Raw genomic sequence first — 11,785 nt, 5'->3', positions numbered from 1 at the left:
CGCCAGGTCTCCCCCTTAAAGCTTGATCTCGCGGTTGAAACGATCGATCAGCGCGCCGCGCTGGGGGTTGATCTTTTCCCAGTTGATGGTGCGGATCTTGGCGACATCGTCGAGCGTCCTGGCCAGCGACTTCGTGATGGCGCCCCCGAGCTCGACCTTCGCATTGGTCGGAATGACGTCATAGGGCGGCTTCAGCAGCTTCTCCTGAGTCGCTGCGGCCAGATGCAGGTCGATATATCGGACTGCAAGCTCGGGCTCGGCGGCGCCTGCGACGATGTGCAGGCTGGTCGACCAGCCGACCGGGCCGGTCGCCGGGACCATGAATTCGACCGGCACGTCCTTCGCCTTGAGCGTCTGGACGAAGTTGAAATTGTAGGGAGCGATATCGATCTGCTCCTGCTGCCACAGCGTCGCGAACGCGCCGAGATTGGCGCCGATCGCACCGACATTCGGCAAGAGCTGCTTCAGGAACTTGAACGCCGGCTCGAAATCCTCGTCGGTGCCGCCCTTGAGGCGGTTGATCTCGGCAAGGAAGGCGATGCCGAGCTGGCTGTTGAGCGCGGTCAGGCCGACGCGGCCTTTGTATTTTGGATCGAGCAGATCGTCCCAGCTCGTCGGCGGAATCTTGATCTTGTCGGGATTGTAGCCGAGGCCGATCACCTGCATGGTGATCTTCGGGCCCCATTTGTCCTGGGCGGTCGGCAGCAAGTCCTTGTAGTTGGGCGACTGCGCGATGGGATATTCCACGATCAGGCCTTCGCGGACCGCATCGATCACCTGCGGTGCGTCGAAGAACGCAACGTCGAACGGCGGCTTATTGCCCTTGGCGGCAACGAGCCGCGATACCTGGTCGGTGCCGAGGATGATGGATTGCGTAACGGCGGCGCCGGTCAGCTGCTTGAACGCCGGTGCGATGACGTCGCGGTCCGCCTCGTTCCAGGTGCCGGGGAAGGTTGCCGCGATCAGCGACTTGTTTTGTGCGTGCGCGACGGGCGGCAGGCTCGCCGCGAGCGCGAGGCCGCCGGCGCTGCGCAACAGGCGCCGGCGATCGATCGTAACGGTTCTGAATGATGTCATGGCGGCGTTCTCTCCGGACTCAGGATGCGGGGAATACATGGCAGGCCGCCGGTGAGGCCGGTGCCAGATAAACGGTCGCGCCGACCGGGCGCAGCGCGCCCTCGGCATCGCGGGTCTCCGCGACCTTGAGCGAGGGGCCCGCGGTCAGCGCGACGTCGTAGACGACCTGCGCGCCGAGCGGCAGCACCGTGGTGATGATCGCGGTGAAGGCGCCATCGGACGGAGCTGGTCGGAAGCGCAACTGCTCAGGACGGATCGACACGACGACCGCGTGCCCCTGCTGAAGTGTTTTGTTCGGGCTGACGGGGAGAACGTGGCCGTTCTCGAGCCGAACGGCAGAACCTTCGATGAGTTCACCGCGCAGCACGTTGGTGGTTCCGACGAATTCGTTCACGAACAGCGTTTGCGGCGTGTCGTAGATGCCGGTCGGGGTCGAGATCTGCTCGATGCGCCCGCGCGACATCACCGCGATCCGGTCGGCCATCGACAGCGCCTCCTCCTGGTCGTGGGTGACCAGGATGGTGGTGATGCCGGATTGGCGCTGGAGGCGTTTGACCTCGATTTGCATGTCGAGGCGCAAATTCTTGTCGAGGGCTCCGAAGGGCTCGTCGAGCAGCAGGACTTTGGGATCGATGGCGAGGCAGCGGGCCAGCGCCACGCGCTGCTGCTGGCCACCGGACAGTTCTCGCGGCCTGCGGCTGGCGAATTCGCCCATATGGACGAGATCGAGCATCTCGGCGACGCGCTTGGCGATGCGCTCGCGCGGCCATTTGTGTGCCTGGAGGCCGTAAGCGACGTTCTCGCCGACGCTCATGTGCGGAAACAGCGCGTAGTTCTGGAAGACGATGCCGACGCCGCGCTCCGCGGGCGACAGGGCATCGGCTATGCTGTCGTCGAACAGGACGCGGCCTTCGCTCTGCCGGATGAAGCCGGAGATGATCCGCAGCAAGGTCGACTTGCCGCAGCCGGACGGGCCGAGCAGGGCGACGAGCTCGCCGCCGGCGATATCGAGGTTGATATCCCGCACGGCCGTGCTCGCGCCGAACCGGTGCGTGATGGCGTCCAGCCGGAGCCGATGCGAGCGAGACGCAGTCATGAACGTTTTGCCCCAAAACCTGCGACGGGCACCTCGCAGCGGTCGAAGGAAATCACCTCGGCGCACATGTTCGGCTCAATCACCCATTGCCGTCCAGCACAGAATAGGCAATTCTCCATACGCAAAATTAGAATGGGTGCGGGCAGGTGCAGGTCACGTGAGAGGGTCGCTCGTTCCGGCGGCATTGCGCTATGCCGACCAGGTGGCGCGGTCCGGATCAATCCAGAGCGCTGCCCGGGAAATGAATATCGCGGCGTCTGCCATCAACCGGCAGATCCTGCTTCTGGAGCGCGATCTCGGCGTCACCCTGTTCGAGCGCGTGACCGGCGGCATGCGGCTGACGCCGGCCGGCGATGCGCTGGTCGCGCTGACGCGCCGTTGGCGCTCGGACGAGCGGCGGGCCAATGCCGAGTTCAAGCAGCTGCAGGGCGTCAACCAGGGCCATGTGCGTCTCGTTGCGATGGACAGCCATGTCAACGGATTCCTGCCGCGGTTCGTGAGCGAGCTGAAGGGGCGCCATCCCCGTATCTCGCTCGAGATTCAGGTCGGCGGCACGGATGATGCGCAGACCGCGCTGCTGTCCGGAGCCGCCGATCTGATTGCCGCCTTCAATCTCAATCCGCACCGTGAGATCCATGTGCTGTGGCGCCGCGAGCTGCCCTTCGGCTGCGTAGTCGCGCCGAACCATCCGCTGGCCCAGCGCAAGACCACCAGCATGCAGGAAGTGGCAGGCTATCCCATCGTCCTGCAAAACAAGGCATTGGCGATCAGGCGCTACCTCGAGGCACGCCATGGCTGGCTGTTGTCGGAGGGGACGATCGAGACCAATTCGCTGCAACTGGTGAAGCGCCTCGCGGGGAGCGGCAACTACGTTGCTTTCACCTCCGAGCTCGATGCCGCCCCCGAGCTCGTCAGCGGCGCGCTGGTGTTCGTGCCCGTACGCGACAAGGGGGCCGATCCGCAGACCGTGAGTGTGGCCATCGATGCGCGCAAGCCGTTCCCGAAGATCGCGCGAATCGTCGCCGACGGGCTTGCCGCCGGCATGGATGCGGATCTGCAGGACGTGCGTCGCCGCACGTCCTGATGCTCGGCAAATCGGCGTATCTAGCCCGCCGGCATTGCCGTCTCGATCAGGCGCACCCAGAACGAGGCGCCGTGGCCGAGGATGTTGTCGTTGAAGACGTAGGCCGGGTGGTGGCACGCCGGGCTGTCGCCCATGCCGACCAGCACCATCGCGCCGGGGCGCTCCTCCAGCATGAACGAGAAGTCTTCCGCGCCCATCATCGGAATGATGCGGTCGTTGACGCGCTCGCTGCCCACGATGTCACGGGCCACGTCGGCGGCGACAACGGCTTCGCGCGGATGATTCATCGTCACTGGATACATCCGCGAGTATTTCGTCTCGGCAGTGCCGCCATAGGCGCGGGCGACGCTGTCGGCGACTTCGCCGATGCGGCGCTCGACCAGATCGCGCACCTCAGGGTCGAGCGTGCGCACGGTGCCGCTGAGCTCGGCGGTCTCCGGGATGATGTTGAAAGCGGTGCCGGCGTGGAATTGCGTCACCGAGATCACCGCCGATTTCAGCGGATCGACGTTGCGGGCGACGATCGATTGCAGCGCGTTCACGATCTGCGAGCCGATCAAGACGCTGTCGATCGCCTGGTGCGGCGTTGCGCCGGCATGACCGCCCTTGCCGCGGACGGTGATCTGGATGTTGTCGGAAGAGGCGAGCAGCGGGCCTGACGTGGTGGCGAAATGGCCTTCGGGCAGGCCCGGCATGTTGTGCATGCCGTAGACCTGCTCGATGTTCCAGCGCGTCATCAGGCCGTCCTCGACCATGGCCTTGCCGCCGCCACCGCCTTCCTCGGCGGGCTGGAAGATGAGGATTGCGGTGCCATCGAAATTGCGCGTCTCGGCGAGGTACTTTGCGGCGCCGAGCAGCATCGCGGTGTGGCCGTCATGGCCGCAGGCATGCATCTTGCCGGGGACCTTCGAGGCGTAGGGCACATCGGCGGCTTCCATGATCGGCAGCGCATCCATGTCGGCGCGCAGGCCGATCGCCTTGCCGGAGCCGGATTTGCGGCCGCGGATCACCCCGACGACGCCGGTGCGGCCGATGCCCGTCACCACCTCGTCGCAGCCGAACGCGCGCAACTTCTCGGCGACGATGCCGGCGGTCCGATGGACCTCGTAGAGCAACTCAGGGTTCTCGTGAAAGTCATGTCGCCAGGCGGCCATTTCGTCGGAGAGGGCGGCGATGCGGTTGACGATGGGCATGGGGGGTCCGCTTCTTGTGATGAGTTCTTGGGCGGGTGAGCGTAGCGTAAGCCACCGCTGTGTCACAGGCGCTTGTTGATCAGGCCCGCGGGTGGGCGGGAGCCCTCCTGATGGCAAAAGTTAACTGTCAATCACGTATCATTGACTGACAGATATTGAAATCTGTCAGCGAGACGTGTATATCCGTTCCCGGACGCTCCGATTGGGTGTCCCGTGGCCACCTCCGGGGGGAGCCCGACATCCGAAATCACTCGGATCGAGGGTCGTCATTCAAGGGCGAGGGTCGCGGACGAATGGAGACAAAGACAATGACGATCGAAATCATCAATCTCACCGGCACGATTGGGCACTGGCTCAATCTGCTGGTCGCGCGCCAGATCGCGGCGCAGGCTGCAAAACTGCCTCATTGAGGCGAGAGCTTTCCGAAACGACCAGGTGGGGCGCTTCGGAAGCAGCTCCATCGCCGGGTCAACCCTGAACGGGAACAAGGTGCTGGCATGAACGAAGCCGTTATCCTGACGCCGGAGCGGATCCTCGAAGTCACCGAGGACGTCTTGCGGCGCTACGGACTCGCCAAGGCCACCGTGGTCGATGTTGCCCGTGCGCTCGATGTGAGCCACGGCAGCGTCTACCGCCATTTCCCGAGCAAAGCCTCGCTGCGCGAAGCCGTCGCCAAACGTTGGCTCGACCGCATCGACGCGCCGCTTCTGGCAATCGCCAGGGAGCAGGGGCCCGCGGCCGATCGGCTCGACTGCTGGCTGCGCACGCTCTTTGCTGCAAAACGTTCGCGCGTGCTCGACGACCCTGAAATGTTCGAGACTTATCTGACCCTGGCGCGCGAGGCCTGTGCGGCCGTCAGGTGCCACAAGGATACCATGATTGACCAGATCGCGGCGATCCTGTCCGACGGCGTCAAGCAGGGCGTGTTCGCGGTTGACGACGTCAAGGTCACGGCACGCGCACTGTTCGATGCGACCTGTCGCTTCCATCATCCGGCGCATGCCGATGAGTGGAAGGATGCCGAGCTGCCGGCGCGTGTCGATGCGACGCTCGCGCTGGTGCTGCGCGGATTGAAGGCAGGCTAGGTCGCTACGCCCGACTCACCCTCTCGCCTTGTGAAGAGGTCCGTCCGCGCGAACCGCGGGCGAAGCTGCCGCATGCCTGCGCGCGTGGAGCCCGCCGTTGGATGCCGGCACGATCGGCGGACTCTCCGGATAGGCATTGATCGCGATTTCGACAGTGTCCTTCGACCGCTTTCGAAGGTGATAGAATGTCAGCTCCTGATTGAGCATGGGACACCGGAAGCGGACGACGGCGGTATCAGGCAGCCGACAGAGTTCGTCGATGAGCTCGCCTACCGTAATGATCGGAGGATGGGCGGTTTCCTTGTGATGACCCGTACTCATGAGGCCTACTCCTTCGCTCTGCCATTAACCGGAGCTGAACGGTCTTCGTTCCAATCACCTCGTCCCTGCAGCCATCCGAAATGCCGCCCAAGGACGAGCAATAGTCCCCATCGCCCCAGTGGGCGGCTGGTAAAGCGCCTCGCGCAGGCGCATCTTGTTGACTCCCTCGAATTGGCTCTATCAGCCCCCAGTAAGAGTTTGAGGGTGGAGGGTGGAGGGTGCGTGCTTCTCGCTGTCTTCTCGGATATCCATGGCAACCGGCAGGCATTCGAGGCGTGCCTGAAGGCGGCCCGCGCCAGGGGCGCGGAGCGGTTCGTCCTGCTCGGCGATTTCGTGGGCTATGGTGCCGACCCGGAATGGGTCGTGGATACCGTGATGGAGCTGGTCGCCCAGGGCGCCGTTGCCGTCCGCGGCAATCACGACCATGCGGTGAACTCCTCGTCCGAGACCATGAACAATGAAGCGCAGATCGCAATCGAATGGACGCGCGGACGGCTCGACCCCGCGCAGCGCCGGTTTCTCGCCGAACTGCCGATGCTCGTCGAGGACGGCGACCGTCTGTTCGTGCACTCGGAAGCCTCGCAGCCCCAGCGCTGGCACTACATCCGCTCGACGGCGGATGCCGCCAAGAGCCTGATATCGACGACGGCTCACGTGACCTTCTGCGGCCACATCCATCGTCCCGCGCTCTATTCGATGTCGGTGACGGCGAAGATGACGGGCCTCGTGCCCAAGACCGACGTTTCGGTGCCGCTGCTGCGCGGCCGGCAATGGCTCGCCGTGCTCGGTGCCGTGGGCCAGCCGCGCGACGGTGATCCGTCGGCGGCGTTCGCGCTGTTCGATACGGCATTATGCCAAATCACGTATTGTCGCGCGCCCTATGACATCGCGAGCGCGGCGAACCGGATCCGCGGGAACGGCCTGCCGCACTGGCTCGCCGACCGGCTGTCGGAGGGGCGGTAGAGACCGATGCCGATACCTCTCGTCAAGTCAGGCGCCGTCATCGACGGTTACACCATCGGCGAATGCGTGCATGCCGGCGGCATGGCGACGCTCTGGACCGTCACCCATGCCGATATCGACGTGCCGCTATTGATGAAGATCCCAAGGGCGTCCGAAGGCGAAGATCCCGCCGCGATCGTGTCCTTCGAGATGGAGATGATGATCCTGCCGCGGTTGACGGGACCCCATGTACCGCACTGCTACGGCACCGGTGATTTCGCGCATCAGGCCTATGCCGTGATCGAGCGCATTTCGGGAACGACCCTCTACAAGCGGCTGCCCGACCTGCCGCTGCCTTACGACGAAGTGCGGCTGCTCGTCGCAAAAATCGCGACCGCCCTTGCCGATTTGCACCGGCAGAACGTGATCCATCACGATATCAAGCCTAGCAGCATCATGTTCCGCGGGAGTGACGAGAAGGCGCGGGGCGAGGCCGTGCTGATCGACTTCGGCCTGTCTCATCACAATCATCTGCCCGATCTGTTGCAGGCGGAGTTCCGCCTGCCTTACGGCACTGCGCCCTATATGGCGCCGGAACGGCTTCGAGGGGTGCGCGACGATCCGCGCAGTGACCTGTTTTCCCTGGGCGTGCTGCTCTATTTCTTCACCACCGGCGAACGTCCCTTTGGCGAGGGCGAGACGCTGCGCGCGATGCGGCGTCGGCTGTGGCGCGATCCTTATCCGCCGCGCGCGCTGCGCAGCGACTATCCGCCCTGGCTCCAGGAGGTGGTGCTGCGGTGCCTGGAGATCGAGCCGGACTGGCGCTATCCGACGGCAGCTCAGCTGGCCTTCGATCTGACCCATCCGGACCAGGTCAAGCTCACCGCGCGCGCGGAACGCCTGAAGCGCGATCCTCTCAGTGTGGCCTGGCGGCGCCGCTTCAACCCCGACGTCAAGCCGCAGGGCGGGAGATCCGATGTTGCGACGCAAATTGCGATGAGCCCGATCGTCGCAGTCGCGCTGGATACGGCCGAGGGTGAGCCGGAACTGAACGAGTCGCTACGGGTCACCACGGAGCGCATCCTCGCGACCCTGCCGTCGGCACGGCTGGCCTGTGTCAACGTGCTGAAGCTCAACCGCATCGCCATCGACAAGACGCTGGATGAGCAGGGCTCCAACAAGCATATCGACCGCCTCGTCGCGCTCCGGCATTGGGCGACGCCGTTGAAGCTCGACGAAAGCCGGCTATCGGTTCATGTGCTGGAAGCCGTCGATCCTGCCGCCGCCGTGTTGGAATTTGCCGAGGTCAATCAGGTCGACCACGTCATCATCGGTGCCCGGCAAGGCTCGTTCAGGCGCACGTTGCTCGGAAGCGTCTCGGCCAAGGTGGCCGCGGAGGCGACCTGCACCGTCACCGTCGTGCGGCCGCCGCGAATGGCTCTGCCAGAACCGGATCCCGGCGTGGTGTGGGGCTAGGACAGATCAGGCGGCCTGGGCGGCGGGGACGGCACGTTTGCGGCGGATCGGCCAGGAGAACTGGGGAGCGGGTTCGCCGTAATCCACGCTGCCGCCAAAATACTGAATGATCTCGCGGCAGGGTTCGCAGCTGAAGAGGTTGCGCGAGGCGGCTGCCTTGTCCATTTCCTTGAAGCAATTCGGGCAGTGCGGTTTCATGGTTTCAATCCGGAAAAAGGGGTCTCAGTGTCGACGCTGTGAGGCGAACGAATGATCGAGGTCTCTATTGTCGGGGCGGGAATCATCGTCGAGCGTACCTTCGGCGCGTTCGAGGCGGCCGAAGAAATAATCGAGGTTCGGATGCGGACGACGCGGGATTCGGCAACGGCGCTTCGGCTGAAGCTTGGTGAGGGCGATCTGCATGGGATCAGGCCCTGTCGCGGCGGATGACAGGCGTGGAACGCGCCGGGACTTTGTCCGGGCCGGCCGATGGGCCAAACACGACGAACGCGCTGAAACCGATCCACAACGCCACGCCAGTCCAAACCAGGGTCGTCGTCATGATGTGCTCCCGTCAAAAGCAGACGGGAGTTAGTAGCGGTGATTTGCGCGAATCAGTGAAGCCCGGATGAGTACGGATCATAGTTGCAATTTTAAGCAATGCCCGCTGTGGCCTCCGTACAAGCCGCAGGTTTTCGGCGCTTTCCGAGCCTCGCTACAGCTCAGATCGCTTCGCCGCGTGCGCCCGCGGCGGCGTTGCGGATCGCCGCGATGTTGGTCTTGTAGGCCTCCTGCGTGCCGCCCCTGAACACGGACGTGCCGGCGACGAAGGCATTGGCGCCGGCCGCTGCGAGCGCGCCCGCGACGTCGGGGCCGACGCCCCCGTCGACCTCGATGTCGACGGGCCGTCCCGCGGTCATCGCGCGGATGTCGCGGATCTTGCCGATCGCGGCGGGAATGAAAGCCTGGCCGCCGAAGCCTGGATTGACCGACATCACCAGCACGAGGTCGACGAGGTCGAGCACGTATTCCAGTACGCTGATCGGCGTGCCCGGATTGAGCGAGACGCCGGCCTTCTTGCCGAGCGCGCGGATCGCCTGCAGCGAGCGGTGCAAATGCGGACCTGCCTCGGCATGTACGGTGATGTGGTCGCAGCCGGCCTTGGCGAAGGCTTCCAGATAGGGGTCGCAGGGCGCGATCATCAGATGCGCATCGAAGATCTTCTTGGTGTGCGGGCGCATCGCCTTGATGACGTCGGGGCCGTAGGAGATGTTCGGCACGAAGTGGCCGTCCATCACGTCGAGATGGATCCAATCGGCGCCGGCCGCGTCCACCGCGCGAACCTCCTCGCCGAGCCTGGAGAAATCCGAAGCCAGGATCGAGGGGGCGATGGCCAGGGGGCGGGGGGCGAAGGCTTGGGTCATGGCGCGGTTTCCCGTGGCAGCGGAAGGACGAACGGCCTCGCCTAACATGGGCCTCCCGGCCCGGCAATGCGCGGAGGATCAGCTTCCTGTGGGCGGAAAATTCTGCCGGTGGCGGCATGAATTGCCGATGTTCCCGGTGCCCATAAAGCGCGGCCGGGCTGGATTACATTGAGCTTTTCGCGCTGGCACGACGCTTGCTGACCTCAACGGCGGAACATTGGCGGCGGCATGCCGCATCGGTTGGAGTTGTGCAATGTTGTTCGCTCTTGGTGCGGTCTCGAGTGCGCTCGATGCCATTCAATCGTTGACGAACTCGAAATCGTCCGCGACGCAGCAGGCGGGCTCGTCGCAAAATGCGGCGAGCAATCCCTTCGCGATCGACGGCAGCAACAGCGGCACGTCCAGCAGTGCGGCTTCGTCGGCGAATGCGGGCTATTATCCGCAGATCTCGCCGGACACGATGAATGCGTTGTTCGCCGCGCAAAGCCGGTCGACGGACCCGGCCAGCTCGACCTCGACGGACCGCGACGCAGCGCTGAAAGACCTGTTCTCGCAACTCGACGCGAATGGCGATGGCCAGATCAGCAAGTCGGAGTTCGAGAATGCGCTGGGCGCGGGCGGCACCAATCTGGCGCAGGCCGACGACGTGTTCTCCAAGCTGGATACCGATTCCGACGGCAGCGTCAGCCTCGACGAGATGTCGAAGGCGCTGAAGGGCGCCGGCGGCCATCATGGCGGCCACCACCACGCGCAGGCGGCGAGCGGCTCGGGCGATGCGTCGGGCAGCGGCTCGGATTCCAAGTCGTCATCGTCGAGCGGCGGCTCGACCACGACCACCTCGACCAGCGCCGACGGCTCGACCACGACCACCGTCACCTACGCCGACGGTTTCAAGATGACGACGACCGTGCCGGGCGCCTCCAGCTCTTCGAATGGCTCCGGCGCCGGCAATACGCCCTATGACTGGTTTGCGCAGATGATGCAGAGCCAGGGACAGGGATCATCGGCGAACGCGGCCTCCTCCTCGATCTCGATAAGCGTCTGACGCGCTTTTCGAGACCTCAGCCGAACCGGTCCTTCCATGCCGGCTGCGCGCCCGGGAACGGCAGCGCGGTTGCGCTGTAAACGCCGCGGGCGATCGCGCGGGCGACCACGTTGGCGGCGACCATGCCGAGCTCGGTCAGGCCGACGACCGGATCGATCGGCTTGACACATGTCGCGGCGGCAAACAAAACGTCACCATCCGTCGGGGCATGAACCGGGTAGATCGCGCGCGCAAAGCCGGTATGCGCGATCATCGCCAGCCGCTTGGCCTGCGGCTTGGTCAACACCGCATCGGTGACGACGACGCCGATCGTGGTGTTCTCGCGCTCGTTTGCGGCGGGGCCGCCCTTGACGCGCATCTTGAGCATGTCGTCCGTGAACGCCTCGGGCAGCCCGCGGCCGCCGAACTCGCCATCGACCTCGAACGGCGCCGCCCAGAACCACGGTCCGTCGCCGACGGTGGCGCTACCGACCGCATTGACGGCGATGAGCGCCGCGACCGTGACCCCATTGCTGGTCACCGCGGAGGCCGAGCCGAGCCCGCCCTTGAATGTCGCGGTGGTGGCCCCCAGGCCGGCGCCGACGCTTCCGATCGCAAAGCCCGTTCCGGCGGCGACCGCCGCGGCGTAGCCGAGATCGCGATAGGGCGCGAAGCGGCCCCAGGCCTTGTCGCCGCCGTTGAGCAGATCGAACAGGATCGCGCCCGGCACGATCGGAATGAGCGCCTCGCGGACGCGGAAGCCGCGGCCCTGCTCGGCGAGCCAGGCCTGCACGCCGCCGCCGGTCTCGATACCGAAGGCGGAGCCGCCCGACAATGCGATCGCGTCGACGCGCTCGACCGTGTTGGCGAGGTCAAGCAACGCATCCTCACGGGTGCCGGGGCCGCCGCCGCGGACGTCGATCGCCGCCACCGCCGGCTGGTCGAACACGATGGCCGTGGCACCAGAGGCGAGCTTCGCGTCATGGGCATGGCCGACGCGAACGCCGGCGACGTCAGTGAGGAGGTTTTTCAAGGGCGGCACTCCATGCGGCTAGCATGGCTTCAGCGATAGCCCACGCCAGCG

General features: G+C 65.1%; 14 protein-coding genes. 5 read left to right on the top strand and 9 right to left on the bottom strand.

All coding sequences use genetic code 11. From position 1 onward, the window contains the following. Window positions 1–15: 15 nt before the first annotated feature. Together ACVIIW_RS32220 and ACVIIW_RS32215 are read right to left on the bottom strand one after the other, a co-directional pair. Complete coding sequence (locus ACVIIW_RS32220) at window positions 16–1,077, bottom strand: extracellular solute-binding protein (protein ID WP_456704385.1); 1,062 nt, start codon at window positions 1,075–1,077, stop codon at window positions 16–18. Between the two features lie 19 nt (window positions 1,078–1,096). Continuing rightward, window positions 1,097–2,173: an ABC transporter ATP-binding protein gene (locus ACVIIW_RS32215; protein ID WP_456704384.1), complete on the bottom strand. Its 1,077-nt coding sequence runs from the start codon at window positions 2,171–2,173 to the stop codon at window positions 1,097–1,099. 157 nt (window positions 2,174–2,330) lie between these two features. Here ACVIIW_RS32215 and ACVIIW_RS32210 point away from each other — a divergent pair, with 157 nt between their 5' ends. After that, entirely contained in the window at window positions 2,331–3,257 is a 927-nt protein-coding gene (locus ACVIIW_RS32210; protein WP_456704383.1) for a LysR family transcriptional regulator, read from the top strand. A 20-nt stretch (window positions 3,258–3,277) separates the two neighbouring features. Here ACVIIW_RS32210 and ACVIIW_RS32205 read toward each other — a convergent pair whose 3' ends face one another. Then, the gene (locus tag ACVIIW_RS32205) at window positions 3,278–4,450 is read right to left on the bottom strand and encodes a M20 aminoacylase family protein (RefSeq protein WP_456704382.1); all 1,173 of its coding nucleotides are present in this window, start codon (window positions 4,448–4,450) and stop codon (window positions 3,278–3,280) included. Between the two features lie 497 nt (window positions 4,451–4,947). On the opposite strand from ACVIIW_RS32205, the gene ACVIIW_RS32200 reads away from it, so the two are divergent. Beyond that, on the top strand, window positions 4,948–5,535 hold the full coding sequence (locus ACVIIW_RS32200) for a TetR family transcriptional regulator (protein ID WP_456704381.1): 588 nt from the start codon (window positions 4,948–4,950) through the stop codon (window positions 5,533–5,535). Between the two features lie 15 nt (window positions 5,536–5,550). On the opposite strand, the gene ACVIIW_RS32195 is transcribed toward ACVIIW_RS32200, so the two are convergent. Then, the gene (locus ACVIIW_RS32195) at window positions 5,551–5,856 is read right to left on the bottom strand and encodes a hypothetical protein (RefSeq protein ID WP_456704380.1); all 306 of its coding nucleotides are present in this window, start codon (window positions 5,854–5,856) and stop codon (window positions 5,551–5,553) included. 222 nt (window positions 5,857–6,078) lie between these two features. On the opposite strand from ACVIIW_RS32195, the gene ACVIIW_RS32190 reads away from it, so the two are divergent. Both ACVIIW_RS32190 and ACVIIW_RS32185 read left to right on the top strand, forming a co-directional pair. Continuing rightward, complete coding sequence (locus ACVIIW_RS32190) at window positions 6,079–6,819, top strand: metallophosphoesterase family protein (RefSeq protein ID WP_456704379.1); 741 nt, start codon at window positions 6,079–6,081, stop codon at window positions 6,817–6,819. Window positions 6,820–6,825: 6 nt separating this feature from the next. Further along, window positions 6,826–8,274, top strand: coding sequence for a serine/threonine protein kinase (locus tag ACVIIW_RS32185; RefSeq protein ID WP_456704378.1), 1,449 nt, complete (start codon window positions 6,826–6,828; stop codon window positions 8,272–8,274). Window positions 8,275–8,280: 6 nt separating this feature from the next. Here ACVIIW_RS32185 and ACVIIW_RS32180 read toward each other — a convergent pair whose 3' ends face one another. The 4 genes from ACVIIW_RS32180 to rpe form a co-directional block, all read right to left on the bottom strand. Further along, the gene (locus ACVIIW_RS32180; protein WP_456704377.1) at window positions 8,281–8,472 is read right to left on the bottom strand and encodes a hypothetical protein; all 192 of its coding nucleotides are present in this window, start codon (window positions 8,470–8,472) and stop codon (window positions 8,281–8,283) included. Window positions 8,473–8,496: 24 nt separating this feature from the next. Next, the gene (locus tag ACVIIW_RS32175; RefSeq protein WP_456704376.1) at window positions 8,497–8,676 is read right to left on the bottom strand and encodes a hypothetical protein; all 180 of its coding nucleotides are present in this window, start codon (window positions 8,674–8,676) and stop codon (window positions 8,497–8,499) included. A gap of 4 nt (window positions 8,677–8,680) precedes the next feature. Beyond that, window positions 8,681–8,815, bottom strand: a complete 135-nt coding sequence (locus tag ACVIIW_RS32170) for a hypothetical protein (RefSeq protein WP_456704375.1) — start codon at window positions 8,813–8,815, stop codon at window positions 8,681–8,683. A gap of 160 nt (window positions 8,816–8,975) precedes the next feature. Beyond that, on the bottom strand, window positions 8,976–9,677 hold the full coding sequence (gene rpe / locus ACVIIW_RS32165) for a ribulose-phosphate 3-epimerase (protein WP_456704374.1): 702 nt from the start codon (window positions 9,675–9,677) through the stop codon (window positions 8,976–8,978). A 253-nt stretch (window positions 9,678–9,930) separates the two neighbouring features. Here rpe and ACVIIW_RS32160 point away from each other — a divergent pair, with 253 nt between their 5' ends. Further along, complete coding sequence (locus tag ACVIIW_RS32160) at window positions 9,931–10,722, top strand: EF-hand domain-containing protein (RefSeq protein WP_456704373.1); 792 nt, start codon at window positions 9,931–9,933, stop codon at window positions 10,720–10,722. A 16-nt stretch (window positions 10,723–10,738) separates the two neighbouring features. Here the strand turns inward: ACVIIW_RS32160 and ACVIIW_RS32155 are convergent, their stop codons facing one another. Then, a complete protein-coding gene (locus ACVIIW_RS32155) occupies window positions 10,739–11,734 on the bottom strand; it encodes a P1 family peptidase (RefSeq protein ID WP_456704372.1) in 996 nt (331 codons plus the stop codon). Between the last annotated feature and the right edge of the window lie 51 nt (window positions 11,735–11,785).

It is taken from the genome of Bradyrhizobium sp. USDA 4449 (genome assembly GCF_054056275.1).
The sequence above is the reverse complement of the archived record's forward strand: the minus strand, read 5'-3'. Positions and strand labels throughout refer to the sequence as shown.

What these genes read in the sequence shown, in the direction of transcription:
- ACVIIW_RS32220 (WP_456704385.1), bottom strand. Translation starts at nt 1,077, where the DNA reads ATGACATCATTCAGAACCGTTACGATCGATCGCCGGCGCCTGTTGCGC.
- ACVIIW_RS32215 (WP_456704384.1), bottom strand. Translation starts at nt 2,173, where the DNA reads ATGACTGCGTCTCGCTCGCATCGGCTCCGGCTGGACGCCATCACGCAC.
- ACVIIW_RS32205 (WP_456704382.1), bottom strand. Translation starts at nt 4,450, where the DNA reads ATGCCCATCGTCAACCGCATCGCCGCCCTCTCCGACGAAATGGCCGCC.
- ACVIIW_RS32200 (WP_456704381.1), top strand. Translation starts at nt 4,948, where the DNA reads ATGAACGAAGCCGTTATCCTGACGCCGGAGCGGATCCTCGAAGTCACC.
- ACVIIW_RS32195 (WP_456704380.1), bottom strand. Translation starts at nt 5,856, where the DNA reads ATGAGTACGGGTCATCACAAGGAAACCGCCCATCCTCCGATCATTACG.
- ACVIIW_RS32185 (WP_456704378.1), top strand. Translation starts at nt 6,826, where the DNA reads ATGCCGATACCTCTCGTCAAGTCAGGCGCCGTCATCGACGGTTACACC.
- ACVIIW_RS32180 (WP_456704377.1), bottom strand. Translation starts at nt 8,472, where the DNA reads ATGAAACCGCACTGCCCGAATTGCTTCAAGGAAATGGACAAGGCAGCC.
- ACVIIW_RS32175 (WP_456704376.1), bottom strand. Translation starts at nt 8,676, where the DNA reads ATGCAGATCGCCCTCACCAAGCTTCAGCCGAAGCGCCGTTGCCGAATC.
- ACVIIW_RS32170 (WP_456704375.1), bottom strand. Translation starts at nt 8,815, where the DNA reads ATGACGACGACCCTGGTTTGGACTGGCGTGGCGTTGTGGATCGGTTTC.
- rpe (WP_456704374.1), bottom strand. Translation starts at nt 9,677, where the DNA reads ATGACCCAAGCCTTCGCCCCCCGCCCCCTGGCCATCGCCCCCTCGATC.
- ACVIIW_RS32160 (WP_456704373.1), top strand. Translation starts at nt 9,931, where the DNA reads ATGTTGTTCGCTCTTGGTGCGGTCTCGAGTGCGCTCGATGCCATTCAA.